The organism is Gemmobacter serpentinus, from assembly GCF_008973825.1.
Classification (GTDB): Bacteria; Pseudomonadota; Alphaproteobacteria; order Rhodobacterales; family Rhodobacteraceae; genus Gemmobacter; species Gemmobacter serpentinus.
Genome location: NZ_WCHR01000017.1, coordinates 57,544 through 84,513 on the forward strand (window position 1 = coordinate 57,544; position 26,970 = coordinate 84,513).

Consider the following 26,970-nt stretch of genomic DNA (forward strand, 5'->3'; position numbering starts at 1 on the left):
ACGAGTCAGCGCGGAGGGATCGGTCGCCCTCGGAGAGCTTATGTTTTGCTGGTTCTGCCGGTCAGGGCGTCGTGCAAATCCCGAACCTCGCGGTTGAGCGCGATCATCTCCTCTGCGGCCATGCCCGCCTTTGTAAACAGGGCTTCACCAAGGCAACGGCTCTCGCTCTTCAACGCTGCCCCTCGCGGGGTCAGCGCGACCGAGACACTGCGCTCGTCATCCGGGCGGCGGGTGCGGGTGACCAGACCGGCTGCCTCCAGCCGCTTGACCAGCGGCGTGATCGTGCTCGGCTCCAGATCCAGTCGTGTCGCTATAGCGCCGACGCCGCGGCCGTCCTCCTCCCAAAGCACGCTCAGCACCAGATATTGCGGATAGGTGATCCCCAGCTGGTCGAGCAGCGGCTTATAGAGACGGTTGATCGCCATGGAGGTCGCATAGAGCGAGAAACAGAGCTGGTCTTCGAGGGTCAGATCATGGGCCATGAGGCTGCTTATCGCGAAATTCGTTATCGCGACAATAAAAAGCTGGACAGGGTCGGGCGGGCGATCTAATAAACATTATCGCAATAAATATTATCGAGAATCAGGAAGAAAGGCGACCATGCCAGTCCAGGTTCTCTATCGCACCAAAGCCACCGCAACCGGCGGCCGTGAGGGGCAGGCCCGCAGTGAAGACGGCAGACTTGAGGTTGTGCTGTCGACGCCGAAGGAACAGCATCGTCTTCTACAATCTGACGCTTGCGGGTCAGGCGCTGCTTGAAGTGGACGGAGGCCCGCCCATCCTGCTTGAGGAGGTCGATTTCGCGCTGATCCCTGCCGCCCGGCGCTTCACGATCTCAAGCCCTGATTCCGTCCTGCCAAAGGGGCAGTTCTCCGAGCCTGTGTTGCTCGCGCCCGGGCAGATGCGCATCGGTGATCCTGATCTTCCGGTTACGACCCAGCAGTTGGTGGGACACTGCACCTTTGGCGCGCGGGATGCTGCGCTGCTGCTGACATTGCTGCCCGATCTGGTTGTGATCCGTGGCGAGGCGCGGCTGGCGATGCTGATCCGCCTCGTCGCCGATGAGGCGCGGGCAACACGGCCGGGGCGCGAGGTGGTACTGGAACGGCTGCTGGAAGTTCTGCTTATCGAGGCTTTCCGCGCATCCAGCGGCATCACGGCCCCACCAGGCCTGCTGCGGGGCCTTGGCGATCTGCATCTGTCCATCGCCTTGCGCGCCATGCACTCCGAAACATACTGCCCCGCAGCGATCGCTGGGCGCGGGGGGCGGCCGGAGCTTGGCGAGGTCGGCCCTTATCTGCCGGTCGTCATCGATCAATGCTGTGTGGCCGTATACCCGGAAGTCGACATCCGACCGGTATCGCAGCCGAGTCAAATTCGGTTCCGCTGTGGGGTTCCGCTCAGGCAGCTTCAGGAGCGGATCGTCAGAGCTATCTGACGCAGTCGTCTCCTTTGCTACAACAGGTTGCTCGGAGCCTGAGGGAACGTGCGGCAAACGTATCTGCGACTTGGATCACTCTTCGCTTGCGCGAAAGGCGATTGGGCGGCAGCCTCAACCTCATTCGCTTTGAACCAGCCCATTCCGAAACAGCAGGCCCTTGCCATGAGCCATTTCATCCTGCGATCTGCAGATCTTGAGGCACAGCGGCGGGTCGCCGAATTCGAGGCCGCCTGCGCCCATATCTGCCAGTTGCAGATCGAGCCGGGCGAGGGCGAGTTTGTGTCCAGGACCTCGATTGCGCTCGCGGGCGGGGTGGTGATGGCCGATACCGCCCATTCCGATTGTGTGACACATCGGACCATGGCGCTGGCTGCGGGCACCGGCGACAACCTGCTGCTGCATATTCCGTTCTCGGGCGGTTTCACCATCCGCCAACGCGGCGGGTCCGAGCAGGAGCTGCGGCCGGGGCAGATCTATCTCGATCCCAGCGAAGTGCCCGGGATTGCGCGCTTTCATGGGCCGGAGACGCATGGCTTCTATCTGTCGATCCCGCGCGGTGTTCTGGGTGCCGCAGGCGGGCTGCCGCTGCGCGACCAGATCGCGCTGACCCCACAATGGCGCCTTCTTCTAACCTATGCGCGGGGCGTTCATGCCGAGGCGGGGCACCTGCCGCCCGAGGATCTGGAGGCCTGCGCCACCCATATGCAGGATCTGGTGCTGATGGCGATCGGTGCCGATCGCGACACCGAGGCGATCGCGCGCGGGCGTGGTGTGCGGGTTGCGCGGCTACGCGCGATCCGCGCAGATATCGAGCGCCATCTTTCCGAGCCGGACCTGAATGCAGACCAGGTTGCGGCGCGTCACGGTATCTCGCCGCGCTATCTGCGCTCGCTCTTTGCCGAGGCGGGCACCTCTTTCGGCGATCATCTGGCCTTGCGGCGGCTCTTGCAGGTGCAAAGACACCTGAATGATCCGGCGCTGACGGGCCTGCCGATCTCGCGCATCGCGCTTGAGGCGGGGTTTGGCGACATTTCGGCCTTCAATGCCCGCTTCCGGCAGGTTTTTATGATGACGCCCAGCGATATGCGGGCGCTTGCACTTGAGCGCTGGCGCGAGGGGGGGTGACCTGCGGGGCAGTTCCGTCTGGCCTTGGTTTGGTGCCGCCTGGCCCGAGACTTGGGCCCGAAATGCGGTCAGGCTCACGCGCATTGAACGCCGGAGAGCCCCATGAAGTCCTTTCTTCCCCTGATCCTTGCCGCAGGGCTGGCCGTGCCTGCCGCCACTGTCCGGGCCGAGACCCCGGCCACCATCATCGTCATGGACGGCTCCGGCTCGATGTGGGGACAGATTGACGGGCGGCCAAAGCTGGAAATCGCGCGCGAGACAGTCAGGGAAGTGCTGGGTCAGATCCCGCCGGATCAGGCGCTTGGGCTTCTGGCCTATGGTCACCGCGAAAAGGGCAATTGCGGTGATATCGAACTGATGGTGCCGCCGGCGCAGGGCAGCGCCAGCCAGATCAGCGATGCGGTGGGCGCGATGCGTTTTCTGGGCAAGACGCCGCTTTCTGACGCCGTCCGCCAGGCCGCCGAGGCGCTGCGCTATCAGGAAGCCGCGGCCACTGTGGTTCTGGTCACTGACGGGTTGGAGACCTGTTCCGCAGACCCCTGCGCTCTGGGGCGCGAACTTGAGGCGGCAGGGCTGAACTTCACCGCCCATGTGATCGGCTTCGGTCTCTCGCAGGCCGAGGGCGCGCAGGTGGCCTGTCTCGCGCAGGAGACCGGCGGGCGCTATTTCGAGGCGGGGGATGCCGGGTCGCTGTCTGACGCGCTGACCGCGACGGTTGCCGCGTCCGAGCCGCTGCCCGAGACCCCGAAAATCACCCGTAGCTATTTCCCCGGTGCGGCCCTGATGGAGGGGATCGCCCTGTTTCCGACCGGCGGCACGACGGGCGCCGAAGATGTCTCGCTTGCCCCGTTCGATTTCGCGCGGGACGGCACCGTCGCGCATTGCGCGGCGCAGTGCGACGGCGATGCCCAATGTGCCGCCTGGCGCTATGAGCCGCCGGGCAGCCTTTTCGTCGAAGAGGCGCGCTGCTTCACCTATGGTGCTTCCTCCGAGATGGATTATAGCACCTATCCGCTGGAAGAGGGCTGGGCCTCGGGGATCAAGGACGGCGTTCTGATGCTCATCCAGCCTTATGTGGCACAGGAGGCGCTGCCAGATGCCGCGATCACCGCGCCGCCTTCGGCCGCCATCGGCGCATCGATCCAGGTCGGCTGGACCGGGCCTGCGGCAGAGCTGGACACGATCGAGATCGGCCTGCCGGGGGATGGTGAGCGTTGGGCCTATGCCTATGTGGCCAGCGGCAATCCCGTTTCGCTGGTGATCCCGGGCGAGCCGGGCGATTATGAACTGCGCTACAAGTTCCGCGACCACACCGTCATCGCCACCCTGCCGATTGCGGTGACAGAGGCACCGGTCACCATTAACGCGCCCGATCAGGCGTTGGCAGGGGCTGAGGTCGCGATCCATTGGACCGGGCCGGATGCCGACTATGACAATATCCAGATCGCCCTGGCGGGCAGCGACAGCTATGTCAGCTACGGCTATATCCGCGACGCCAATCCGCTGATCCTGACCATGCCAGAGGAGCCGGGGCTTTATGAACTGCGCTATAAGCTCAGCGACACGCAGGTGATCGCCACCCGCCCCATTGAGGTGCTTCCGGCGGGCGCTGCATTGCCTGACCCGGCCTCCGATGCCGCTTTGGCTCCTGTTCCGGTCGAGATCTCGGCCGAAACCGGCGGGCTTGATCTCGCTGTGACCTGGTCGGCCACGCCGGTCGCGGGCCAGAACCTGCCGCCAGAGGCCTGGGCGCTGAATCATGGCGTGACCGGCCCGGTGGGCGCCGATTTCCTGCCTGGCCGCTACGATGTCCTGGGCGATGCGGGCGACACTGTTTTTGCCGGGCAGATCGAGGTCGTCGCCGGTGGCGAAAACCGCTTCACCATTCCAGTTTCCAATGACCTCAGCCCGGCGGGGGAAGAGCAGATGGCTGACGCGGGCGAGGCCTCGACCGCAGAGGCACCCGGTGCGGACCCTGTCACCCTCAAGGTCTGGAACACCAGCCGCATCACGCTCAGTTTCGAGGACGGGCCGACAGGTCTTGGCTTTGCGCTACCTCCCGGCTGGGGCGCGGATGAGCCGTTCTTTTATGAAACTGCGGGCGGGGTTCGCGCCGACAATCCCACAATGGGGTTCTGGCTCAAGGATGATCTCGGGCAGGGGGCGCTGATCCTGCTGAACCCGATCCGACAGGCACCCGGACCCTGTATCGCGACCGCCGCCGGTGATCTGTGCCATGTCGGAACCGTAGCCGCGCTGGCTGCTGCCGAGGCCATCGCCCCGACGCTCAGCGTGAAGGGAGCGGCAGAGTGAAGCGCCTTCTTTTTCTGTTCATCCTAGCGGCATTGCCGATGGCCGCTAAGGCCGAAGGCAAGATGATCCTCGCCTCCTGCGCGGAAGGCCAGGGTTGTTCCTGCCGACTGTCAGAGATCACCCTCTCCGAGGCCATCGTGGTCCTTGGGCTGGAAGGGGGCGCGGGTGATGTCGTGGTCGAGGCCCCCGACGGTTCCCTTAGCCTCAGCACCGAGCACCCCGATGATCTGAACCGCCGCTATGGCGGCAGCGGCAATTGCAGCATCACGCTGTTCGATCCGCCGGTGCCGCAGGACGGGCTCTGGAGCTTTACCCAGCGGCCCCTGACCACGCGCGGCGCCTGCCTGCCGCAGGTCAAACCCATGGTCGATCCCATGATTGCGGCTATGGCGGCGGCGAGGCGGATCGTGTGGGGCGGCAGTTTCCACCCGGACCGGTTCCGTTTGTCCGAGGGCGGCAGCCCGCTGGTCTGGCACCAGACCGGGCCGGTTGATTACGCCTCTGAAGTTCGGGCGACCGATAGCCCGATGATCACCGCACGCTACCGTGCCACCCTGCTATCCGAGACCACGGCCCTTGCCACGGTCGACATCCTGCTCAGGGGTGGGCCGGCAGCACTTGGCATGGAGAATTGCACTTTCACGGCCGTGCTTGATGCCCGCCAGAGCGGTGACTGAGTTTTCAACCTTAATGAGATCCAAGATGAAACGCATTTTCCTTTCCGTAATCCTTGCCGCGCTTCCGCTTGCGGCGCAGGCTGATGAGGTGACCGATGCCCTTGCGGCGGCGCAGACTGCCTATGCTGCGGGTGATCTGAACGGGACGGCGGCGCAGATCACCACAGCGTCCAAGGCAATCCTTGCCCTTCAGGCGGCAAAGCTGGCGGGCTTCCTGCCGGAGCCGCCAGAGGGCTGGACGCGCGAAGTCGATGCCTCCGCCGCCGAAGGCATGGCACTGATGGGAATGGCTGGCAATTCCGTTCAGGCGCGCTACGAAGATGCCCAGGGCAAGGCCTTCACCCTGACCCTGACGGCCGACAGTCCTTTGGTGGCGCAGATGGCTGGCATCCTTGGCAACCCGCAGATGATGGCGATGATGGGCAAAGTGGTGAAAGTCGCGGGCCAGGACATGCTGGAACAGGACGGCTCGCTCTCTGCGCTGGTCGGGAGCCGGGTGCTGGTCCAGGCGCAAGGCGCGGACAGTGCCACCATGCAGGGCGTGCTTGGGGCAGTCGATTTCACCGGCCTCGCGCATTACGACAGCTGAGAAGGCCGGCATCGAAAGCAGCAGGCCGGGGAGCGATCCCCGGCCTGTTTCATTTCTGTCGGAAGGGCGCTCAGTCCCAGATCTCGTGATCCACGCCCTTCGAGATCGCCGGGTGATCGGCGGCGCGGAACTTCGGGTCCAGTCCGGCGCGACGCTGCTCGAAGTAGTTCTTCGTCAGCGCCACGACTGTCCCGGAAAGCGCGAGGATCGCGATCAGGTTGATCGTCGCCATCAGCCCCATCGAGGCATCGGCAAGGTCGAAGACCGTCGCAACTGCCTGAAGCGCGCCCCAGACCACCATGCCCAGCACCACACAGCGCAGCACCATCAGGCCGGTCTTGCTGCCGATCCCAAGGAAGGACATCGCCATTTCCGAATAGGCATAGTTCCCGATGATCGAGGTGAAGGCGAAGAAGAAGATCGCCACCGCCACGAAGACCGGGCCGACAGCGCCGATATGATCGGCCAGCGCCGATTGCGTCAGCTGGGTGCCGGTCAGCTCGCCCCCCGGGACATAGACGCCGGACAGCAGGATCATCAGCGCCGTCGCCGTGCAGACGAGGATGGTGTCGATGAAGACCCCGAACGCCTGGACGAAACCCTGGCTGGCCGGGTGATGCGGATTGGGCGTGGCGGCGGCCGCAATGTTCGGCGCAGATCCCATGCCGGCTTCGTTCGAGAAGAGGCCGCGCTTCACGCCGTTCAGCATGGCGGCAGCGACACCTCCGGTCACCCCGCCGGCAGCCTCGGCGAAGCCGAAGGCATTGCCGATGATATGCCAGAGCATCGCGGGCACTTCCGTGATGTTCATGATGACGACGATGATCGCCACCAGCAGGTAGATCCCCGCCATGAAGGGGACGACATATTCCGCCACCTGTGCGATCTGCCGGATGCCGCCGAAGATCACCACGGCGGTCAGGACAGCCAGGCCGAGGCCGGTCGCGATTTTCGGCAGACCGAAGGCACCCTGCATTGCATCGGCGATCGAATTGGCCTGAACTGCGTTGAAGACCAGCCCGAAGGACAGGATCAGACAGACCGAGAAGACAGCCCCCAGCCAGGGCATCCCGAGGCCCTTCGCGATATAGAAGGCGGGCCCGCCACGATAGACGGCCGAAGTGTCACTTGTGTCCTTGACCTTGAAAAGCTGCGCGAGCGTCGATTCCGCATAGGCCGTGGCCATGCCGACAAAGGCTACCACCCACATCCAGAAGATGGCACCCGGCCCGCCAAGGACCAGAGCCACCGCCACGCCGGCGATATTGCCGGTCCCCACGCGCGAGGCAAGGCTGGTGCAGAGCGCCTGGAACGGCGAGATGCCCTGCCGGTCCGTCGAAGGTGCGGCGGTGATCGAACGGATCATCTCGCCGAAATGCAGGATCTGCTGAAAGCGCAATCGGATGGTGAAATAGATCCCCACCGCGATAAGCCCGTAAATCAGGACATAGCCCCAGAAGACGGTGTTCAGGAAATTGATGATCGTCGTCATCCGCACGCTCCTTACTGTTCTAGATCACAGATCTGTTACGTTAGGCTCTTCTGAAAGGGATACCAGAGCAATCTTCGGTCTGCCTGGTGGGTGCTGGACGGGCTCTGAACCGGAGATGCAGCTGCGTGGGGGCAATCGATCAGGACGGTGGGAGAGCTCGGTCAATTGTGGCGAGCCCTGGCTTGATGTGCTTCGGCCCATTGCGGACGGTCAGGCCCGATCATTTTGCCCGCGACAGCTTTTCCGAAGCAATCGTCCGCGTTTGGGTGCTGCGTACCAAGGGTTCAAACGTCCGCTGTACGCTAATCATGGACCGGCGGCGCATAGCGCGTCAGTCATCCGCTCGGGGCCACGCCTCTCAGGAAGGCTGGGCTTCTGCGGCACGGCTGGCGTCCTCAGATGCGCAGAAGCGGTCCCAGTGGTTGAGGAGGAGAAGCTGCGAGGCAGAAGCCGTCAACCGCCTACCCTCGATGCCGTGGTAGTACTCTGGGAAACTAGGCAACAGCCGCCTTGCGAATCGCACCTGCGAGATCTCCGGATCGATGCTCCACCACAGCCCGTCATAGAGGCCATGGAGATCTCGTCTGAGCGGCAGGCCGTTCTCCGGGCGGTCCCAAGCCGGGTCACCATTGTGTGGGACCACGTGTGCTGCATCAAGCGCATCCTCTATCGAACATCCGGAGAGGAGGCACGCGACCCCCTTCAGCGCGAAGACCGCGCGGCGGAACTGCTGTTGTGCAGGCCGGGTCGCCATGTTCCGCCGCATCCGCTCCGGCGCCGGCAAATTAAGCCGGCGTTCGAGTGCGCACTGCCAGAAACTCTCATCGCAGCTCTCTAGCCGCGCGCCGGCATTCGCGAGGACGGCTTCCAGTTCGCTCACCTTGGCGACGTCGAGCGATCATGCCCCATGTTTCCACACTTTGGCTCCACGGCAGCAATGACCCATATTACAGCATCGCCCATTGCGTGAAAACCATGCACAGTTTCTGGAGGCGGGCGGCCTGGGCCAGTTTATCGCCCTGCGTGCAGGCCACGCGCTGATGTTCAAACCGGCACTCTGGGCAGTCCATATGGACGAAAATATCGACGCTCAGTTCCCGTTCCGAGCACCCTAGCCCCTATGTCTCATATTCCCGCCAGAAGTGTGCCAAGCGCCAGTAGCGCGGGCAGCGTCTGGATGAACAGGATCTTGCCTGTCACTGTCGTCGCACCGAAAATCCCTGCAACTGCCACACAGATCAGAAAGAACAGTTTGAAAGCCATCCCGGTCGGCCCCATCGCAAGGCCCGTGATAAGCCCGCTGCCAGAAACCCGTTGTAAAGGCCCTGATTGGCGGCCATCACTTTGGTCTTCTCTGCGAGCTCTTCGGTCAGATTGAACGCGCGCCGGGCCCTCGGTATGGTCCAGAGAAACATCTCAATGACCAGTATATAGAAGTGAAGCGCCGCGATCAGAGCGATCAGAATGTTGGCGATCATGGACGAACCTCCTTCAGCTTCGGTGTTTCCGACGTATCCCGGTAGATCGCCCCTATCACTCAGCTGCGAAGGTGTGGGCGGGGTAGGGCGCTCGCGCAGAAACAAGACCGTGCAGAGCTTCAGGACGAATATGGGTATATCGACGTAGAATCTTCCAATCCTTGTGCCCTGTCACAGAGCAACTTGTTCGATGGAAAGACCAAACTCGAACAATCTGCTCGTGCCCTCATGTCGCAGGTCATGAAAGTGCAGGTCTTCGACCTCGACCTCGGCGCATGCGCGACGGAACGCTGTGCCTACGGATCGGGAATTGTTCGGGAAAATCGCTCCTTTCGGGGTCCCAACGTGCATGGCTTGTTCCATTGCCAAGGCCCATGCGTGGAACCCAGTCGCAGCAAACAGAGGGATCCTTTGATCATTACCAGTTTTTTCCGAGGATCTTTACGGTCGCGGATCACCAACATACGCCGCCCTATGTCTAGATCATTCCAATCAACCCGACAAATTTCGTCGAGATGGAGCGCGGTCGCGATGGCAAACTGTACGATGCGGGACATTGGCATCGTCAAACGTGCGTTATCATCAAAGCAACGGAAAAGGCGGTTGAGTTCAGCCGTTGTCGGTCGGCGATCTCTCTCGACGCCCTTCCCGATCAGACCGAGCCGCTTGAGCGCCACGCGGGCGAGATCGACGGGTTCAGCTGAAATCTCCAGCCCGTGAACAGCGGCAGCATGGGTAAGGATCATCTTGATCACGCCGATGTCGATGCCGAGGGTTACAGGGCCGGCACCCTGATCCGCGCGCTTGCGACCATACTCGATCAGCTCGTGTCGATCGAGGTGACCTACCTTATCCTTGCCGAGGTTGCGCTTGAGTGTCGCAAGGGTAGCTTTCTTGCTGCGGCGGGGTGGTTTCCCTACCGCACACATATCGGCTATATGAAGGTCAATCAGGTCACCGAAGGTGTGCAGACGAGAGATGGACAATCTGTTGGGGGGAAGCCCCTGATCGACGAGCGTCTCAGCTTGCCGGGCCCATTTCAGCGCGTCTTCCCGACGCAGGAAAGTCTCGCTCGCGTAGCGGCCTTTCCGTCTGATCTGGACTCGGTATGCGCCGGATGGAAGCTTGGAGGTCGAGGCCATTTTCGTGTGCGCTCTGTGCGCAATGAGTCGTCGTATAGGGGGAAATTCGGGGATATCAGGGCGAAACCTGGCGTAGGGACAAACTGGGTCAACGGATTGAAGATACTATAAAAATGAATAAAAATCAATCACATAGAATATCTGTGGCCCCGATGATGGATTGGACGGATCGCCATTGCCGTTTCTTCCACCGGCTGATGACACGGAGGGCGATGCTTTACACCGAGATGGTGACCGCGCCCGCGATCATCCACGGGCCGAAGGCGCGGCTTCTGGATTTCAGCGAACAGGAACATCCCGTCGCGTTGCAGCTTGGCGGATCGGATCCGCGCGAGCTGGCACAGGCCACCGCCATTGCCCGCGACTGGGGCTATGACGAGATCAACCTGAATTGCGGCTGCCCCTCGGATCGGGTGCAATCGGGCTGTTTCGGTGCGGTGCTGATGGAAAAGCCGGACCTGGTTGCCGAATGTATGCGCGCCATGGCGCAGGAAACGGATGTGCCGGTCACGGTGAAATGCCGCATCGGGGTTGACGATCAGGAGCCCGAAGAGGTGCTGCCGCGCTTTATCGAAACCGTGGCCGCAGCGGGGGTCACCCATTTCGTGATCCATGCCCGAAAGGCATGGTTGCAGGGCCTGTCCCCCAAGGAAAACCGCGAGATCCCGCCGCTGAATTATCCGCTGGTTCTGGCGATGAAGCAGCGTTTCCCGGAGCTGACGATCTGCATCAATGGCGGCATCGCCGCGCTGGCGCAGGCGCGGGATCTGCTGGGTCAGGGGCTGGACGGGGTGATGATCGGGCGCGCGGCCTATCATGATCCGGGGCAAAGCCTGATCGGGGCGGATGCGCTCTGGGGTGATGATTTCGCCCCCGATGCCTTTGATGTCGTGGATCAGATGAAGCCCTATATCGCGGCCCATATCGCGGCGGGCGGGCGTCTGCACCAGATATCACGCCATATGCTGGGGCTGTTTTCCGGGCGACCCGGCGCAAGGATCTGGCGCCGGGTCATATCCGAGGGGGCAAGCAAACCCGGCGCGGGCGTCGAACTGATCGACCGCGCCGTTGAGGAGGTCCGGCTTGCAGCTCAGGCGGTGGCTGCGGCCTCCTGAGCCGGCAGCCGCGCCACCACCAGCGCAAGGACCAGTGCAATGGTCGCACAAAGCGCGATGGCGGCCAGCATCGGCAGCACGGTGCCATCAAAGAACGGTCCGCAGGCGGTAATCATCACCCCGCCCGCCAGCATCTGCAATGTGCCGCCCAGCGACGAGGCGAGGCCCGCAATCGGCCCATGCTCATCCAGCGCCATGACCATCGCGGTCGGGATCACCAGACCAAGGCAGGCATTGGCCAGGAACAGCCCCGCCATGGTGACCCAGAGATTGGCAAGCCCCAAAAGCCCCAGCCCGAACAGCGCGATGGCGAAGGCGGCAAAGCCAAGCGTCGCCCGCACCATCACCACCCGCGCGCCATAGCGCATTCCGAGCCGCGCCGCGACTTGCGAACTGGAGAAGAAGCCAAGCGCATTCACCGCGAAAGCCAGCGAGAATTGCGTCGGGCTCAACCCGAAATCCTGCCCGTAAACGAAGGGGGCAGAGGCGAGGAAGACGAAGAAACTGGCCATGCCAAAGCCGCCAAGGAAGGTCAGCGCCATGAAGGTGCGATGGGTCAGCAGGAACTTCGCGCCTTTCAGCGTGGCCGCCATCGAGACCGGCTGACGCTGTTCCGGCGGCAGGGTCTCGGTCAGCAGAAAGCGCGTCATGGCAAGGCTGATCAGGGTGGCAAGGGCAAGCACGCCGAAGATTGCGCGCCAGCTGCCGATTGCCATCAGCCCGGCACCCGCCAGCGGGGCAAGGAAGGGCGATACCGAGATCACCAGCATGATCGCGGCCATCATCCGTGTGGCATCATGGCCGGTGGTCAGGTCGCGGATGACTGCGCGCGGCACCACCATCACGGCTGCACCACCAAGACCCTGGACGAAGCGCCCGGCCAGCAGGGCTTCGGTATTGGGGGCAAAGGTGCAGATCAGCGTGCCGATCAGGAAGATCACCAGACCGGCATAGATCGGTGTCTTGCGCCCGGCCTGATCGGCCCAGGGGCCATAGATCAGCTGAGCCAGACCGAAGGCCAGGAAATAGCTGGAGATTGTGGCCTGCATGGCGGGCATACTGGCACCAAGATCGGCACCGATGCTCTCCATTGCAGGAAGATACATATCGATCGCGAAAGGACCGACGGCGGAAAGCAGCCCCAGAACAAGGGCGGGACGCATAAGCGAGCTAGACATGGAAAGAACCATTCCGTTCAGACAGGGTTTCATGCGCGACGGCTGACGCAGGACGGCGGCGCGCATCTATTCGGCGAAGGACCGGATCGGGGAAGGGGCAGTAGGCGGCACTGACCGGCCGCAAGGCGATAAGAAAAAAGATGGTGGCCTCAGAAACGCATGATGGCCAAGCAGGCCGCCGCGGCGTTGGTGAAAACCGGACACCCTGAGTAACCTTTTCTCCCGCCAGAGGCAATCGGGCTCTGGCACCCGCCGCAGCAAGGCTCTAGCCTGTGCGCGGGATGCAACAATCCGGCCATGCGGGGCGATGGGCCCGCGCCGGTGCGCAGCACGCCCTTTGGCATTTTCTGCCGCTTTGTTCTGCCGCCCCGTCGACCCCTTTGCCCGAGGACCCCGATGCCCGACCTTGCCACCCTCTCGCCGATGCTTCTGCTGCTGATCGTGATCGGAGGGCTGGCCGGGGTGATCGCTGGGCTTCTGGGCGTGGGTGGCGGTATCGTGCTGGTGCCAGCCTTCTTCTATGCCTTCTCGCATCTGGGATATGAGGGCCCGCAGTTGATGCAGGTCTGCCTGGGCACATCGCTGGCCACGATCATGGCGACCGCGATGCGATCCGTGAAGGGGCATGATCGCAAGGGCGCGGTGGATTGGGCGGTGCTGAAGGGCTGGGCCCCCGCGATTGCCATTGGCGCGGTCGCGGGGTTCCTGCTGGCCACGCGATTGAAATCGGTGACCTTGCAGGCGCTGTTTGGGGTGCTGGGGCTGATTGCGGGTCTGTGGATGGCCTTTGGTCGTGCCGATTGGCGGCTTGGCGCGGCGCTGCCGGATGGGCCCGGCAAATGGGCCATGGGCGGCGGGCTTGGCTTCCTGTCGGTGCTGATGGGCATTGGCGGCGGCACCTTTGGCGTCCCGATGATGACGCTGTTCGGTGTGCCGATCCATCGCGCGGTCGGCACCGCCTCGGGCTTCGGGTTGATCATCGCGATCCCCTCGGCCCTTGGATTTCTGACCATGAACATCGCTGATGCCCCGCCCTATACGCTGGGTGCGGTGAACCTGCCCGCCTTCGCGGTGATCGTCGTGATGACGCTTTTGACCACGCCACTGGGCGTGAAGCTGGCCCATGCGATGGACCCCAAGCCCTTGAAGCGCGCCTTTGCCGCCTTCCTGATCCTTGTCGCGCTGAACATGTTGCGCAAGGCCGCCGGATACTGAACGGCGATCCATGGGCGACGGGCGGAAGTTGCGCAACGGTCCTGCGACGAAGGCCGGAAACTGAATGGCGATCCTTCGACGAAGGATCGTGGGTGCTAGTCCTGTGACCGCAGCGCGCGGGCGGGCAGGTCGGCCATCACGGCGCGGCGCGCCTCGGGGCTCATGCTGGACCAGAGGCCGATTTCCTCCAGCGTGCGGTGGCATCCGGTGCAGCTTCGGGTCACCGGATGCAGCTGGCAGCGTTTCACGCAGGGGCTCTCGACCGCGCTATTCATCTTCTTGCGCGGCAAGGCGGGCGGCGTGCTCGGCTTCGCGCCGCAGATGCGCCAGTCGGTCCAGCGCGCCCTGCAGGATGAAGCCCGCCGCCACATGGTCGATCACTTCGGCGCGTTTCTTGCGCGAGGTATCGGCCTCCAGCAGCGCGCGTTCGGCGGCAACCGTCGACAGCCGTTCATCCCAGAACAGCACGGGCAGCGGTGACAGCGGTGCCAGATTGCGCACGAAGGCGCGGGTTGATTGCGCGCGCGGGCCTTCTGACCCATCCATATTGCGCGGCAGGCCGATCACGATGCCGACCACCTGCCGGGCGGTCAGCAGTTTCAGCAAGGCCTCGGCATCCTTGGTGAATTTCTCGCGCCGGATGGTCTGGCTGGGGGTCGCCACCCCGCGCATCACGTCTGATATGGCAACCCCGATGGTCTTGGTGCCCAGATCCAGACCCGCCAGCGCGCCGCTGCGGGGCAGGGTGGTCACAAATTCTGTCGCATCCTCGAAACCGCTCATTGCACCACCCCTGCCTGTTTGGCGGCGGACTCCAGTTGGGCCAAATCTTCCGCACGCCCCTCGAACCGCGCCTGCGCCTCGGCATAGATCGCGCGGGCGCGATCCGTCTCGCCCAGGACCCCAAGCGCGGAAATCAGTCGCGCCCATTCTTCCGCGCTGCCCCCATCGCGCGCAAGCCGGTCGTTCAACTGCGTGACCATGCCTTCGATCATGGCCTGACGGTCGGCCTCCGACATCTCGGAGGCTGCGGCGACGGCCGCGGCATCCGGGCCGGGCAAGGCGGAGCCGGGCAGGGTGGTCGCCTGCCCTGGCGGCAAGGCGTAACGCACCCCGGCAAATTGCGCGAGCTGTTCGATATCCTGCCGGATGGGTGCCACCCAGGGCGCATCGGGGGGCGAGACCTCCAGCAGATCGCGCCAGATCGGAAAGGCCAGATCCGGGCGCCCGGTCTGCATCAGCATCAAGCCGGAATAGAACCGGGCCGAGCCATTGGTCGGATCGCGTTGCAGCGCGGCTTGCAGCGCCGCCTCGGCCTCGGGCGAAACATAGCCGCCTGCGGCAAAGACCATAAGCTCCGCCTGCACGGCGTAATCCTCGGCGGTTGCCTGATCGCCCTTGATGCGGATGATCTGGGCCTGTGCCCGCTGCGCTGCACCATAAAATCCAAGCCGTGCCTCGTTCTGCGCCAGCAATTCCTGTCCGCGCAGATCATCGGGGCGGGCTTTTGTCGTTTCGCGCAGACGCTCCATCAGGGTCAGAAACTCAGGATCCACCTCTTCGGGTGCGACAGGCAGCGGGGCCTCCGCCTCGGCCAGTGCCTGGCCGGGGCGATTGAGCCGGGCCTCCTCGGCGACAGCAATGCGGGCGGCCAGCGGCAGGTCGGGGTAAAGCGGTGCGCCAAGTCGTGCCTGATAGAGCCAGATCGACCCTGCCACCATCGCAAGCATGACTGCGCCGGTCAGGGCAATGCCCGGCCCCTTGGCGCGGGCGGCGGTGCCTTGCGCCTGTTTGTCTGCCTCCAGAATGCGGCGCGATACCTCGATGCGCAGCCTTGCGGCCTCTTCAACCGACAGGGTGCCGCGCGCGGCGTCACGGTCCACTTCAGCCAATTGATCACGATAGATGCGCAGGTCGACCTGCGTCTCGGGCATTTGATCCTGTGCCCGTCCCCGCCACAGCCCGAGAAACAGCGCAGCGCATGAGGCCACCACCAGCCCCGCCGCCGTTACCCAGAACATCGCCATCGCTTTCTCCGTTCGCTCCATGCGCAAGGCCCCATGTAACCTTCCCTGCCGCGTGGCAAAAGGGGCTTGGAGTCGCAGGGGCGGCAACGGGGCAGCAAGGCCTGCGTCCCTTGCGACGACCATGTCGCAATTTTCCCCATTGTGCCGCTCCGCTTGGCGGAACATTTTGCGGTTCAGGGCATGATTCAACCATGGCGTTCACCACGCCAGACTTTCGGGGCCACACCCCCGGGGCCTGACAGATGCGGGAGCAAGATATCCAATGAAACGCTATTCGGTCTTTGCGATTGCCCGAGAAGCCATGCGCTACCATCAGGGATGGGAAAAAGCGTGGCGCGCCCCGGTGCCGAAAGCCGCCTATGACGCGATCATCGTGGGCGCGGGTGGCCATGGTCTGGCAACGGCCTATTACCTTGGCAAGAATTACGGCATTACCAATGTAGCGGTGATCGAAAAAGGGTGGCTCGGCGGCGGCAATACCGGGCGCAATACGACCATCATCCGCTCCAACTATCTGCAAGACTGCTCGGCCGCGATCTATGACAAGGCGCTCAGCCTTTACGAAAATCTCAGCCAGGACCTGAACTACAACGTGATGTTCAGCCCGCGTGGCCTGTTGATGCTGGCGCAGACCCATCACGAGGTGCGCGGCTACAAGCGCACCGTTCATGCCAATGCGCTGCAAGGCATCTCGAAAACCGAATGGATCGGGCCGGAACAGGTCAAGGAACTGGTGCCGATCATGAATATCGACGGGCCGCGCTATCCGGTGCTTGGCGCGCTCTACCAGCCGCGCGGCGGCACCGCCCGCCATGACGCGGTGGCCTGGGGGCTGGCCCGTGCCTGCAGCGATATGGGGATGGACATCATCCAGCAGACCGAAGTGACCGGCGTCCGCTCCGAGCAAGGCCAGGTCGTGGGGGTCGAGACCTCGCGCGGCTTCATCGGCTGCAAGAAACTGGGCATCGTGGTCGCGGGCCATTCCGGCCAATTGGCCGAGATGGCGGGCTTCCGCCTGCCGGTCGAATCGCTGGCCCTTCAGGCGCTGGTCTCCGAGCCGATCAAGCCCTGCATCGATGTCGTGGTGATGGCCAATACCGTGCATGGCTATATGAGCCAGTCCGACAAGGGTGAGCTGGTGATCGGCGGCGGCACCGACGGGTTCAACAACTTCACGCAACGCGGCAGCTTCCACCATATCGAGGAAACCCTGCGCGCGCTGGTCGAGACCTTCCCGATCATCAGCCGGGTCAAGATGCTGCGGCAATGGGGCGGCATCGTCGACATGACCGGCGACCGTTCGCCCATCATCTCCAAGACGCCCCTTGGCAATTGCTTCATCAATTGCGGCTGGGGCACCGGCGGCTTCAAGGCGATCCCCGGCTCCGGCTGGGCCATGGCCGAGCTGATGGCCAAGGGCGAGCCCGGGCCGCTGGCGGCCGAGTTCAACATGTGGCGCTTCCGCGAAGGGCAGTTCATCGATGAATCGGTGGCCGCCGGGGTGGCGCATTGATGCAGGGCACCGATTTTTCGCCGAAAAATCGCAGGCAGCATGTCTTCACCGAAGAGATGCGTTTCGCACAGGACAAGACCGATGCTTCTTCTTGAATGCCCCTATTGCGGCGTGAAGGCCGAGGAAACCGAGCTGAGCCCCGGTGGTGAGGCGCATCTGAAACGCTTCGGCCCCGGCTCGACGGCCGAGGAATTCGAGGCCTATATGTTTGCCCGCAAGAACCCCAAAGGCGTGCATTTCGAACGCTGGCGCCATGCCTATGGCTGCGGCAAGTGGTTCCTGGCCGCGCGTTGCACCGCCACGCTCGAGGTCTTCGGGACCTATCCCGCCCAGACCACCGAGCCGCCCGCCGACATTATCGACAAGATCAAGGCCAAGCGGCCGGACTGGAAGGGTTGGAAATGAGCACCCGTCTCGCCAAAGGTGGCCGTCTGATCGACCGCACCACCGCCTATGAATTCAGCTTCAACGGCAAGCGCCTGAAGGGCTATGCCGGCGATACGCTGGCCGCGGCCCTGCTGGCCAATGACCAGATGCTGGTCGGGCGCAGCTTCAAATATCACCGCCCGCGCGGCATCGTGGCCTCGGGCGCGGAAGAGCCGAACGCGCTGGTGAATATGGGCGAGGGCGGCCGGTTCGAGCCGAACCAGCGCGTAACCACGACCGAGCTGTTCGACGGCTTGACCTGCCGGTCGCAAAACCACTGGCCCAGCCTTGAGCTGGATGTGGGCGTTCTGAACAACTATGCCGCCCGCTTCCTGCCTGCGGGCTTCTACTACAAGACCTTCATCCATCCGCGTTTCGCCTGGAAACATGTGTTCGAGCCGGTGATCCGCCATTCGGCGGGCCTTGGCAAAGCGCCGAAGGAGCAGGATGCCGACCGCTATGAGCAGGCCTATGCCTTTTGCGACCTGCTGGTCGTGGGCGGCGGCATTGCCGGTCTTCAGGCCGCATTGGTGGCGGCCCAGGCGGGCAAGCGCGTCTGGCTGGTGGAGCAGACCGCGCATTTCGGCGGTCGTGCCATGGTAGACGGGGCCGAGATCGACGGCCAACCTGTCGAGGCCTGGGTCAAGGCCACGCTGGCAAAGCTGGAAGGCTTCGACAACGTGACGATCCGCGCCCGCTGCATGGCGGCGGGGTCTTACGATCACGGCTATGTCCTGCTGGATGAAAAGATCGCCGACCACACCCCCGGCGACGGGCGCCCGCGTCATCGCCTGTGGCGTCTGCGCGCGGGTCAGATCGTCGCCGCAACCGGCGCGATCGAGCGCCCGCTGTCGTTTGCGGGCAATGACATTCCCGGCGTCATGCTGGCCTCGGCCGTGCGCGACTATGTGGTGAATTTCGCCGTGGCCCCTGGCGACCGCACGGTCGTCGTGACCAACAATGACGATGCCTATCGCACCGCCATCGCGCTGAAACAGGCAGGGCTTGAGGTGCCGGTGATCCTTGATGCCCGCGCCACCGCCAATGGCGATCTGCCGGCACAGGCCCGTGCCCTTGGCATCCGGGTCGAGACCGGCAAGGCCATTGCCAAGGTGAAGGGCGGCAAGCGTGTGACCGCCGTCGCGATCTGCGCGCAGGCCGGTCAAGGAGCCGTGCAGGAAGAGATCGCCTGTGATGCGGTCGCCATGTCGGGTGGCTGGTCGCCGGTCGTCCATCTATGGAGCCATTGCGGCGGCAAGCTGACCTGGGATGCGGCACAGGCGCAGTTCGTGCCCAATCGCGAACAGCCGCCGCGCAACCACGACGGATCGGCGCTGGTGGTGACAGCGGGCACCGCCTCGGGCCTGCTGACCACGGCGGAGGTGCTGGCAGACGCCACGGCCTCGGTCGGCGGTGCGCAGGCACCCGCAGCGCAAGGCCCGGCAGAGGCCGCGATGGAGCCGGTCTGGGTCATGCCGCAAGGTGCCCCGATTGCGCTGCGCGCCAAGATGTGGCTGGACTATCAGAATGACGTGAAGGTCTCTGACGTGCAGCTTGCGGCGCGCGAAGGCTATACTTCGGTCGAACATACCAAACGCTATACCACGCTGGGCATGGCAACCGATCAGGGCAAGCTCAGCAATATCAACGGTCTGGCAGTTCTGGCTGACAGCCTGTCGGCGGCGATTCCGCAGGTTGGCACCACCACCTTCCGCCCGCCCTATACGCCGGTGACGCTTGGTGCCCTGGCAGGCGAGGCGCGCGGCGAGATCTTCCAGCCGCTGCGCCGCAGCCCGGTGCATGACTGGCATGTGTCGCAGCGCGCCTATCTGGAGCCTGTGGGCCTGTGGCAGCGTCCCTATTGCTATCCGCGCCCCGGCGAGACCCATGAACAGGCGGTTCACCGCGAGGTGAAGAACACCCGCAGCAATGTGGGCCTGCTGGACGCCTCGACCCTTGGCAAGATCATCGTCAAGGGGCCGGATGCGGGCAAGTTCCTCGACATGCTTTACACCAATGTCATGTCGACCCTGCCGATCGGCAAATGCCGTTACGGGTTGATGTGCAACGAGCAAGGGTTCCTCAGCGATGACGGCGTGGTTGCGCGCATCGACGAGGATACCTGGCTGTGCCACACCACCTCGGGCGGGTCGGACCGCATCCACGCCTGGATGGAAGACTGGCTGCAATGCGAATGGTGGGATTGGCAGGTCTATACCGCCAATGTGACCGAACAATTCGCACAATTCGCGGTGGTCGGCCCCAATGCCCGCAAGGTTCTGGAAAAGCTGGGGGGCATGGATGTCTCGAAAGAGACGCTGCCCTTCATGCAATGGGCTGATGGTGTGCTTGGCGGCTTCCGCGTGCGGGCCTACCGCATCAGCTTCTCGGGGGAGCTGTCCTACGAGATTGCGGTTCCCGCATCCGAAGGCCGCGCCTTCTGGGACGCGCTGCTGGCCGCTGGGACCGAGTTCGGCATGATGCCTTACGGCACCGAGGGCCTGCATATCCTGCGCGCCGAAAAGGGCTTCATCATGATCGGGGATGAAACCGATGGCACGGTGATCCCGCAGGACCTGAACCTTGGCTGGGCGATCTCCAAGAAGAAGGCGGATTACCTGGGCAAGCGCGGGCAGGAACGGCCCTATCTGGCCGGGACGGATCGCTGGACGTTGGTCGGCCTTGAAACGCTGGATGGCAGCGTGATCGAGGATGGTGCCTATGCGGTGGCCCCGGGCACCAATGCCAATGGTCAGCGCAATACACAGGGGCGCGTGACCTCCACCTATTTCTCGCCGACCTTGGGCAAGGGCATTGCCATGGGTCTGGTGAAAGGGGGCCTTGCCCGTCTGGGCGAGGTGGTCGAGATGACCAAGCTGGGGGGCGGCACCGTGCAGGCGAAGATCGTCGATCCGGTCTTCTACGACAAGGAAGGGGCAAAGCAGAATGTCTGACGCGATGAACACCCGCATCACCAGCGCTCTTGGCGGCGCTGTCGCTTCGGGCTTTGCCAGTATCCGCGAGATCGGCCCGCAAGGCATGATCACGCTGCGCGCCAAACCCGATGTGAAAGGGCTGGCCGCCGCCGTGAAGGCGGTGACCGGCACCAAACTTCCCGAAGCCCGGCGGATCGAGGTGGCGGGCGACAAGGCCGCAGGCTGGATGAGCCCGGACGAATATCTGCTGGTGCTGCCCTATGCCGATGTGGCGGCCGCGCTGGCCACGCTGGCCGAGGAGCTGGCAGGCCAGCACCATCTGGCGGTCGATGTGTCGGATGCGCGCGCGGTCTTTCGCATTGAAGGGGCGGATGCGGGACAGGTGCTGATGAAACTGGCCCCGGCAGACCTGTCAGAGCTGGAGCCGGGCGAGCTGCGCCGCACCCGTATCGCGCAGGTCGCAGGTGCGTTCTGGGCCGATGAGGGCGGCTTTACACTGGTCTGTTTCCGGTCCGTCGCGGGCTATGTGATGGGGCTTTTGTCGCATTCGGCGAAACCCGGTAGCGAACTGTTTTAAGGCGGAAAATTCCCCTTGGCATTGCCTTTGAAGGTTGTAATCTCCCGATGTTAACACGCATCGGGAGATTATCTTCGTGTTCAAAAGTGCCGTTGTCAAAAGTGCCTTTATCTGTGCCGCCGCTCTTTTCCTGACGGCGGGATCTGTTTCTGCAAAAACTGCGCCAGAATTCACTGGCTATGAATGTTCCATCAAGGCCTCGCAAGCCGGCATGGGATGGATTGCACCGACCATTATCTTCGCCATGCAGGGTGACCGCGTGGCGGTGATCGACGGGATCGTGCACGCCAAGAACAATGGTAAGCCAGTGGAAGCAACCGTTGTCGAACAAACCGACAAGAAGCTGGTGCTGCGCTGGGAACTTGCCTTGTCCAACCGTGGCCAGTCCACGATCATGCGCTATCGTGCCGTGCTGTTCCACGAGACCGGGAAGATCACGGTGGATGCCCGCCCGGCAGGCTATGACAACAAGTTGCAGGATCGTGGCACATGTCAGCGGATCACCGCCAAGCCGGGCAAAAAGTCCAAGGGCTGATCCGCCTGTGGCCAAATCTCGGGGTGGTTCTGTCGGAAATACAGTGACCGCCCCTTGACCTTACCATCCCGCACCCTCTTATTGGGCAGCAAAGGACCAATCCCGAACAGGAGAAAGACCATGGCCTTCACGCTTCCCGATCTGCCCTATGCCCATGACGCGCTGGCCGCGCTTGGCATGTCGAAAGAGACGCTGGAATATCACCACGACCTGCACCACAAGGCCTATGTCGACAATGGCAACAAGCTGATTGCCGGCACCGAGTGGGAATCGAAGTCGCTGGAAGAGATCGTGGTTGGCACCTATGCCGCCGGCGCCGTGGCGCAGAACGGCATCTTCAACAATGCCTCGCAGCACTGGAACCACAACCTGTTCTGGGAAGTGATGGGTCCGGGCGAAGACAAGAAGATCCCCGGCGCGCTTGAGAAAGCCCTGACCGAATCCTTCGGTTCGGTCGCCAAGTTCAAGGAAGACTTCGCCGCCGCAGGTGCGGGCCAGTTCGGTTCGGGCTGGGCCTGGCTGGTGAAAGACAAGGACGGCGCGCTGAAGGTCACCAAGACCGAAAACGGCGTGAACCCGCTTTGCTTCGGCCAGACCGCGCTTCTGGGCTGCGACGTGTGGGAACATTCCTACTACATCGACTTCCGCAACAAGCGCCCGGCCTATCTCACCAACTTCCTCGAGAAGCTGGTGAACTGGGAAGCGGTTGCCGCCAAGCTGTGATCTGACGATCCCCTGAATGGAAAAGGCCTGCCGGAGCGATCCGGCAGGCCTTTTCTATTGGTGACACGTTGCAGGAAGAAACGGCAAGCTATTGTTTTTGAACGGATATCAATTCAATTCGTCGTGGATTGCCTGGCGCAGCGTGGCGATATCAGGTACGGCGGTGAAATGGCCAAGCAGGCTTTCATCGGCAAAGCCTTCCGCGATCACATGGTTCACAAGACCGATCAGGGGTTGCCAATAACCATCTGTATCCAGAAGGAAAATCGGCTTCCGGTGCAGGCCGATCTGCGCCCAGGTCACCACCTCGAAAAATTCATCCAGCGATCCTGCACCGCCCGGCAGCACCACGATCGCATCGGAGTTCATGAACATGACCTTCTTGCGTTCATGCATGTCCTCGGTGATCACCATCTGGGTCAGGTCGCGCTTGCCGATCTCGCGCTTCATCAGATGGGTCGGGATGATGCCCATGGTAATGGCCCCTGCCGCCTGCGCGGCGCGCGCGACCTCGCCCATCAAGCCGACATCGCCTGCGCCGTAAACCAGCCGCCAGCCCTCTGACGCCAGCATGGTGCCGGTATCCCGGGCGGCCTGTGCGTAAGAAGGCCGCGCGCCAGGGCGCGATCCGCAGAAAACGCAAACGGAATGGGTGAAGGACATGGGGGCCTCGGAAATATTGGTTGCCATTTCGGATCTATCGGGGTTCCTCTGAAAGAGAAAGCGGCGCCGGGCAAGAGCGCGCGGAGGGATGCGATGGTGAAGGAAGCGGGGGCAGGCGGCGCGGTTTCGGGCAGCGCCGTTGCGGGGCTGGCGATTGCGGCTGTGGCGGCGATCACTGGTGGGCTGGTCTGGTATGTCCAGCGACCTGCGGAGCCGGAGGCCCCGGTCGCGCTTCTGTCGCCGGGTCCCACACCTCAGACGCCAGTTGCAGAGACACCCGCCGCAAAGACACCAACAACGGCAAGTCCAACGACAGCGAAGCCGCAGACAGCGGCCTCCGCCGCCAGCCCCGAGGCCGCTGCCGCAGCACAGATCCCGCCGGGCTTTGATACCGTTCGCGTCACGCCCGAGGGCCAGGCGCTGGTGGCCGGGCGGGCCCGTCCGGGGGCAGAGGTGCAATTGCGCATCGATGATGCCGAGGTGGCGCGGGCGACGGCGGACGGGCAGGGCACCTTCGTGGCGCTGTTCGATCTGGCCCCATCTGACGCGCCGCGTATGCTGACCCTGGTGCAACTGGGCACGCCAGAGGTTCCGGGCCGCGATTCGGTGGCCCTGGCCCCGACCTCTGCGCCCGCGACCACGGCTGCGGCTGAGGCTGAGGCTGAGGGCAATGTTGTGGCGGAGGCCGTGTCACCAGCGCCAGCGCCAGCCCCCCTTCTGGTTAACGATCAGGGGGCGACGGTTCTGCAATCCGATCTGCCGCCGGGCATGGTCAGCATCGCCTCGATCGCCTACACGCCGGGGGGCGGGGTGCAGTTGGCAGGCCAGGGCGATGGCGGGGCCAATTTGCGGATCTATCTGGACAATGCGCCGGTGGCTGAGGCGCTGGTTGCGACCTCGGGCCAGTGGTTTGCCACGCTGCGCGATGTCACGCCGGGCCTTTACACGCTGCGTGCCGATCAACTGGATGCCAGTGGCAAGGTGACCGCCCGGTTCGAGACCCCCTTCCTGCGCGAGACACCCGAGGCGCTTGCCGCCGCGCTGAAGCCGCGGGCGACCCCCGGCCAACCGCTTGCGGCATCGACCCAACTCCCTGAAGCTCCTGTGTCCGGCACATTGCCGCGTCCGGTGCAGGCCGCGCCCAGCACGATAGGCGCGCGCCCCGCTGTCGCCAGCCTTGGCGCGCCATCCGATGTGGTGGCTGATCCCGTCGCCGATGTCACCCGAGCAGAGCCCGCCCCGGCCGAGACTGGCGCCGCACCGCTGACGGTAACGGTGCAGCCCGGCTTCACGCTCTGGCGCATTGCCCGCGAAAACTTTGGCGATGGGGTGATGTATGTGAAAGTGTTCGAGGCCAACAAGGCCCAGATCCGCAATCCGGATCTCATCTATCCCGGTCAGGTCTTCACGATTCCGCAGTAAGGGTATCGGCCAGTCCCGCTGCCTCATCTTCCGGCGGGCAGGCCGAGCAGCAGGCCCGCACCTCCGGGTGATCCAGACAGCAATCAGCCAGAAGGTAGGAAATCGTGCCGCCGATCCCCTGCAGGTCGGCGCTGTAGATCACGTTGCGCGACACCCGGCGCGAGCGGATCAACCCGGCCTGTTCCAGCGCCGCCAGATGGAACGACAGCCGTGAGGCCGAAAGGCCAAGCGCGCGCGCGATCTCGCCCGCAGGCAGGCCGTCATCGCCATGCGGCACCAGCAGGCGCACCAGTTCCAGCCGCGATTCATGCGCCAGCGCCGAGAGGCTTGCGAGGACTTTACCTTGCTCCATATTTCAACTACTCGTGAAGCGTTGAATTGACCCTGCATAACCCAAGCCCCGCCGCCAATCAACCGGCAAGGGCCAGGAACCCGACATGGCAGCCCCAGATACGATCCCGGAAAACGATACCCCCACGACGACAGGCTGGGAGACGATCCGCCGCGTCTCGCCCTATCTCTGGCCCAAGGGCGAGGGCTGGGTGAAGCGCCGTGTCGTGCTGGCACTGGTCATGCTGACGCTGGCCAAGATCGTCTCGGTTTCCACCCCGTTCTTCTTCAAGGCGGCGGTGGACAAGCTGGCGGGCGATGCGCCATCGGGCGCAATGCTGATGGGGATCACGGCGGTCGGCCTGACGCTGGCCTATGGCATGGCGCGGCTGGGGGCTGCGGCCTTTGGCGAATTGCGCGATGCGATCTTTGTGCGGGTTGGCCAGCGGGCGCTGCGCAAGCTGGCGCTGGAAACCTTTACCCATATCCACCGCCTGTCGATGCGCTATCATATCAGCCGCAAGACCGGGGGGCTGTCGCGCATCATCGAGCGGGGCGTGAAGGGCGTCGATTTCCTGCTGCGCTTCCTGCTGTTCTCGATCGGGCCGCTAATCCTCGAACTGAGCATGGTTTCGGTGCTGTTTGCGGTGCTGTTTGGCTGGCAATATATGGTCGTCGTGGTGCTGACCATCGTGCTCTATGTCTGGTTCACCTTCAAGGTGACCGAATGGCGCGTGGCGATCCGGCGCGAGATGAACGACCAGGACACCGATGCCAATCAGAAGGCCATCGACAGCCTGCTGAACTTTGAAACCGTGCGCTATTTCGGGGCGACTGCGCGCGAGGGGGCGCGCTACGATCAGGCGATGGCGCGCTATGAAATTGCGGCGGTGAGGACCGGGCAGTCGCTGGCGCTGCTGAATGGCGGGCAGGCGCTGATCATCACAGTGGGTCTGGTCATTGTCATGGTGATGGCTGCCATGGGCGTGCAGGCCGGGCAGTTGACGGTCGGCGATTTCGTCATGGTCAACGCCTATATGATCCAGATCACCATGCCGCTCAGCTTTCTTGGCACGGTGTATCGCGAGATCCGCCAGGCCCTGGTCGATATGGGGCAGATGTTCGGTCTTCTGGCGCAACCGGCCGAGATTACAGACAAATCAGACGCGCAGGCGCTGCGGGTGCAGGGTGGCACCGTGCGGTTTGAGAATGTGGGCTTTGCCTATGACAGCGAGCGCCCGATTCTGCGTGGCGTCAGTGTCGAGGTGCCTGCTGGCCAGACTGTGGCGCTTGTGGGCCCCTCTGGTTCGGGGAAATCCACCATCGGGCGGCTGCTGTTCCGCTTTTATGATGTGACGGCGGGCGGCGTCAGCATTGACGGGCAGGATATCCGGGACGTGACGCAGGACAGTCTGCACGCGGCCATCGGTGTCGTGCCGCAGGATACCGTGCTGTTCAACGACACGATCTATTACAACATCGCCTATGGCCGCCCGGAGGCCAGCCCGGCAGAGGTGGAGGCCGCGGCAAAGGCCGCGAAGATCCATGATTTCATCCTGTCGCTGCCCGATGGCTATGGCACCACGGTGGGCGAACGTGGTCTGAAATTGTCAGGTGGCGAGAAGCAGCGCGTGGGCATTGCCCGCACCCTGCTGAAGAACCCGCCGATCCTGCTGCTGGATGAGGCAACTTCGGCGCTGGATACCCAGACCGAGGCCGATATCCAGCAATCTCTGCGCGAGATGGGGCAGGGCCGCACCGTGATCACCATCGCGCACCGCCTGTCCACCATCGCCGATGCCGACCGCATCGTGGTGCTGGAGGCGGGGCGGGTGATCGAAGAGGGCACGCATGAGGCGCTGCTGGATCTTGGCGGGCGCTATGCCGCCATGTGGGCGCGTCAGGCGGCCGAAGACGGTGCCGCCGAGGCTTTGGCACAGGAGGCGGCGGCAGAGGCCGCAGCAGAAGCCGACTTGTGCCAGTCCGAGCGTCGCAATCCCGGCACGGCGGCCTGATCGCCGGGGCGCGACCACGCGGCGGCATGTCATCGGCG

Annotated in this window: 26 protein-coding genes and 1 pseudogene; 15 read left to right on the top strand and 12 right to left on the bottom strand. The window is 63.6% G+C overall.

Features of this window, described 5'->3' with window-relative positions; translation table 11 throughout:
* Window positions 1-38: 38 nt before the first annotated feature.
* On the bottom strand, window positions 39-482 hold the full coding sequence (locus GBJ34_RS10485; protein WP_151719222.1) for a MarR family winged helix-turn-helix transcriptional regulator: 444 nt from the start codon (window positions 480-482) through the stop codon (window positions 39-41).
* A gap of 185 nt (window positions 483-667) precedes the next feature.
* On the opposite strand from GBJ34_RS10485, the gene GBJ34_RS20540 reads away from it, so the two are divergent.
* From GBJ34_RS20540 to GBJ34_RS10510, 5 genes are all read left to right on the top strand, one after another.
* Window positions 668-1,438 carry a cupin domain-containing protein gene (locus GBJ34_RS20540; protein WP_192931186.1) on the top strand — a complete coding sequence of 257 codons (771 nt, stop codon included), beginning with the start codon at window positions 668-670 and terminating at the stop codon, window positions 1,436-1,438.
* Window positions 1,439-1,603: 165 nt separating this feature from the next.
* Window positions 1,604-2,566: a helix-turn-helix transcriptional regulator gene (locus GBJ34_RS10495; RefSeq protein ID WP_151719223.1), complete on the top strand. Its 963-nt coding sequence runs from the start codon at window positions 1,604-1,606 to the stop codon at window positions 2,564-2,566.
* A gap of 102 nt (window positions 2,567-2,668) precedes the next feature.
* Window positions 2,669-4,879: a vWA domain-containing protein gene (locus GBJ34_RS10500; protein WP_151719224.1), complete on the top strand. Its 2,211-nt coding sequence runs from the start codon at window positions 2,669-2,671 to the stop codon at window positions 4,877-4,879.
* Window positions 4,876-5,556: a hypothetical protein gene (locus GBJ34_RS10505; RefSeq protein WP_151719225.1), complete on the top strand. Its 681-nt coding sequence runs from the start codon at window positions 4,876-4,878 to the stop codon at window positions 5,554-5,556. The genes GBJ34_RS10500 and GBJ34_RS10505 overlap by 4 nt, the downstream gene beginning before the upstream one ends.
* Window positions 5,557-5,581: 25 nt before the next feature.
* A complete protein-coding gene (locus GBJ34_RS10510; protein WP_151719226.1) occupies window positions 5,582-6,145 on the top strand; it encodes a hypothetical protein in 564 nt (187 codons plus the stop codon).
* A gap of 70 nt (window positions 6,146-6,215) precedes the next feature.
* Here the strand turns inward: GBJ34_RS10510 and GBJ34_RS10515 are convergent, their stop codons facing one another.
* From GBJ34_RS10515 to GBJ34_RS10530, 5 genes and pseudogenes are all read right to left on the bottom strand, one after another.
* On the bottom strand, window positions 6,216-7,637 hold the full coding sequence (locus GBJ34_RS10515) for an alanine/glycine:cation symporter family protein (RefSeq protein WP_151719227.1): 1,422 nt from the start codon (window positions 7,635-7,637) through the stop codon (window positions 6,216-6,218).
* Window positions 7,638-7,995: 358 nt separating this feature from the next.
* Complete coding sequence (locus GBJ34_RS10520; RefSeq protein ID WP_151719228.1) at window positions 7,996-8,517, bottom strand: HNH endonuclease signature motif containing protein; 522 nt, start codon at window positions 8,515-8,517, stop codon at window positions 7,996-7,998.
* 245 nt (window positions 8,518-8,762) lie between these two features.
* Window positions 8,763-9,115 (bottom strand): annotated as a pseudogene (locus GBJ34_RS10525) (DUF1304 domain-containing protein).
* Window positions 9,116-9,286: 171 nt separating this feature from the next.
* Window positions 9,287-9,484: a tyrosine-type recombinase/integrase gene (locus GBJ34_RS21210; RefSeq protein ID WP_404811422.1), complete on the bottom strand. Its 198-nt coding sequence runs from the start codon at window positions 9,482-9,484 to the stop codon at window positions 9,287-9,289.
* Complete coding sequence (locus GBJ34_RS10530; protein ID WP_226341125.1) at window positions 9,412-10,257, bottom strand: site-specific integrase; 846 nt, start codon at window positions 10,255-10,257, stop codon at window positions 9,412-9,414. The genes GBJ34_RS21210 and GBJ34_RS10530 overlap by 73 nt, the downstream gene beginning before the upstream one ends.
* A gap of 113 nt (window positions 10,258-10,370) precedes the next feature.
* On the opposite strand from GBJ34_RS10530, the gene dusA reads away from it, so the two are divergent.
* Window positions 10,371-11,372, top strand: coding sequence for a tRNA dihydrouridine(20/20a) synthase DusA (dusA, locus tag GBJ34_RS10535; RefSeq protein ID WP_151719229.1), 1,002 nt, complete (start codon window positions 10,371-10,373; stop codon window positions 11,370-11,372).
* Here the strand turns inward: dusA and GBJ34_RS10540 are convergent.
* Window positions 11,348-12,550 carry a multidrug effflux MFS transporter gene (locus GBJ34_RS10540; protein ID WP_151719230.1) on the bottom strand — a complete coding sequence of 401 codons (1,203 nt, stop codon included), beginning with the start codon at window positions 12,548-12,550 and terminating at the stop codon, window positions 11,348-11,350. The genes dusA and GBJ34_RS10540 overlap by 25 nt on opposite strands.
* A gap of 396 nt (window positions 12,551-12,946) precedes the next feature.
* Between GBJ34_RS10540 and GBJ34_RS10545 the strand changes: the two genes are divergently transcribed.
* Window positions 12,947-13,765 (top strand): sulfite exporter TauE/SafE family protein, encoded by an 819-nt coding sequence (locus GBJ34_RS10545; RefSeq protein WP_151719231.1) that lies wholly within the window; start codon window positions 12,947-12,949, stop codon window positions 13,763-13,765.
* 95 nt (window positions 13,766-13,860) lie between these two features.
* On the opposite strand, the gene GBJ34_RS10550 is transcribed toward GBJ34_RS10545, so the two are convergent.
* The 3 genes from GBJ34_RS10550 to ccmI are packed head-to-tail and all read right to left on the bottom strand — an operon-like array spanning window position 13,861 to window position 15,792.
* Window positions 13,861-14,013, bottom strand: a complete 153-nt coding sequence (locus GBJ34_RS10550; protein ID WP_404811423.1) for a DUF1289 domain-containing protein — start codon at window positions 14,011-14,013, stop codon at window positions 13,861-13,863.
* 19 nt (window positions 14,014-14,032) lie between these two features.
* A complete protein-coding gene (gene ruvX, locus GBJ34_RS10555; protein ID WP_151719233.1) occupies window positions 14,033-14,548 on the bottom strand; it encodes a Holliday junction resolvase RuvX in 516 nt (171 codons plus the stop codon).
* Complete coding sequence (gene ccmI, locus GBJ34_RS10560; protein ID WP_151719234.1) at window positions 14,545-15,792, bottom strand: c-type cytochrome biogenesis protein CcmI; 1,248 nt, start codon at window positions 15,790-15,792, stop codon at window positions 14,545-14,547. Before ccmI ends, ruvX begins: the two co-directional genes overlap by 4 nt.
* 262 nt (window positions 15,793-16,054) lie before the next feature.
* Here ccmI and GBJ34_RS10565 point away from each other — a divergent pair, with 262 nt between their 5' ends.
* From GBJ34_RS10565 to GBJ34_RS10590, 6 genes are all read left to right on the top strand, one after another.
* A complete protein-coding gene (locus GBJ34_RS10565; RefSeq protein WP_151719235.1) occupies window positions 16,055-17,305 on the top strand; it encodes a sarcosine oxidase subunit beta family protein in 1,251 nt (416 codons plus the stop codon).
* An 81-nt stretch (window positions 17,306-17,386) separates the two neighbouring features.
* The gene (locus GBJ34_RS10570) at window positions 17,387-17,710 is read left to right on the top strand and encodes a sarcosine oxidase subunit delta (RefSeq protein WP_151719236.1); all 324 of its coding nucleotides are present in this window, start codon (window positions 17,387-17,389) and stop codon (window positions 17,708-17,710) included.
* Window positions 17,707-20,685 carry a sarcosine oxidase subunit alpha family protein gene (locus tag GBJ34_RS10575; protein WP_151719237.1) on the top strand — a complete coding sequence of 993 codons (2,979 nt, stop codon included), beginning with the start codon at window positions 17,707-17,709 and terminating at the stop codon, window positions 20,683-20,685. Before GBJ34_RS10570 ends, GBJ34_RS10575 begins: the two co-directional genes overlap by 4 nt.
* Window positions 20,678-21,244 carry a sarcosine oxidase subunit gamma gene (locus tag GBJ34_RS10580; RefSeq protein ID WP_192931187.1) on the top strand — a complete coding sequence of 189 codons (567 nt, stop codon included), beginning with the start codon at window positions 20,678-20,680 and terminating at the stop codon, window positions 21,242-21,244. Before GBJ34_RS10575 ends, GBJ34_RS10580 begins: the two co-directional genes overlap by 8 nt.
* Window positions 21,245-21,320: 76 nt before the next feature.
* Window positions 21,321-21,779 (top strand): hypothetical protein, encoded by a 459-nt coding sequence (locus tag GBJ34_RS10585; protein WP_192931188.1) that lies wholly within the window; start codon window positions 21,321-21,323, stop codon window positions 21,777-21,779.
* Between the two features lie 120 nt (window positions 21,780-21,899).
* Window positions 21,900-22,502, top strand: a complete 603-nt coding sequence (locus GBJ34_RS10590) for a superoxide dismutase (RefSeq protein WP_151719239.1) — start codon at window positions 21,900-21,902, stop codon at window positions 22,500-22,502.
* A 108-nt stretch (window positions 22,503-22,610) separates the two neighbouring features.
* Here GBJ34_RS10590 and GBJ34_RS10595 read toward each other — a convergent pair whose 3' ends face one another.
* Window positions 22,611-23,165, bottom strand: a complete 555-nt coding sequence (locus GBJ34_RS10595; RefSeq protein WP_151719346.1) for an LOG family protein — start codon at window positions 23,163-23,165, stop codon at window positions 22,611-22,613.
* A gap of 93 nt (window positions 23,166-23,258) precedes the next feature.
* Here GBJ34_RS10595 and GBJ34_RS10600 point away from each other — a divergent pair, with 93 nt between their 5' ends.
* Window positions 23,259-24,587: a LysM peptidoglycan-binding domain-containing protein gene (locus GBJ34_RS10600; RefSeq protein WP_226341126.1), complete on the top strand. Its 1,329-nt coding sequence runs from the start codon at window positions 23,259-23,261 to the stop codon at window positions 24,585-24,587.
* On the opposite strand, the gene GBJ34_RS10605 is transcribed toward GBJ34_RS10600, so the two are convergent.
* Complete coding sequence (locus GBJ34_RS10605) at window positions 24,571-24,939, bottom strand: ArsR/SmtB family transcription factor (RefSeq protein WP_151719240.1); 369 nt, start codon at window positions 24,937-24,939, stop codon at window positions 24,571-24,573. The two genes, GBJ34_RS10600 and GBJ34_RS10605, sit on opposite strands and share 17 nt — an antisense overlap.
* 85 nt (window positions 24,940-25,024) lie before the next feature.
* Here GBJ34_RS10605 and GBJ34_RS10610 point away from each other — a divergent pair, with 85 nt between their 5' ends.
* Window positions 25,025-26,932 (top strand): ABCB family ABC transporter ATP-binding protein/permease, encoded by a 1,908-nt coding sequence (locus tag GBJ34_RS10610; protein ID WP_151719241.1) that lies wholly within the window; start codon window positions 25,025-25,027, stop codon window positions 26,930-26,932.
* Window positions 26,933-26,970: the final 38 nt, after the last annotated feature.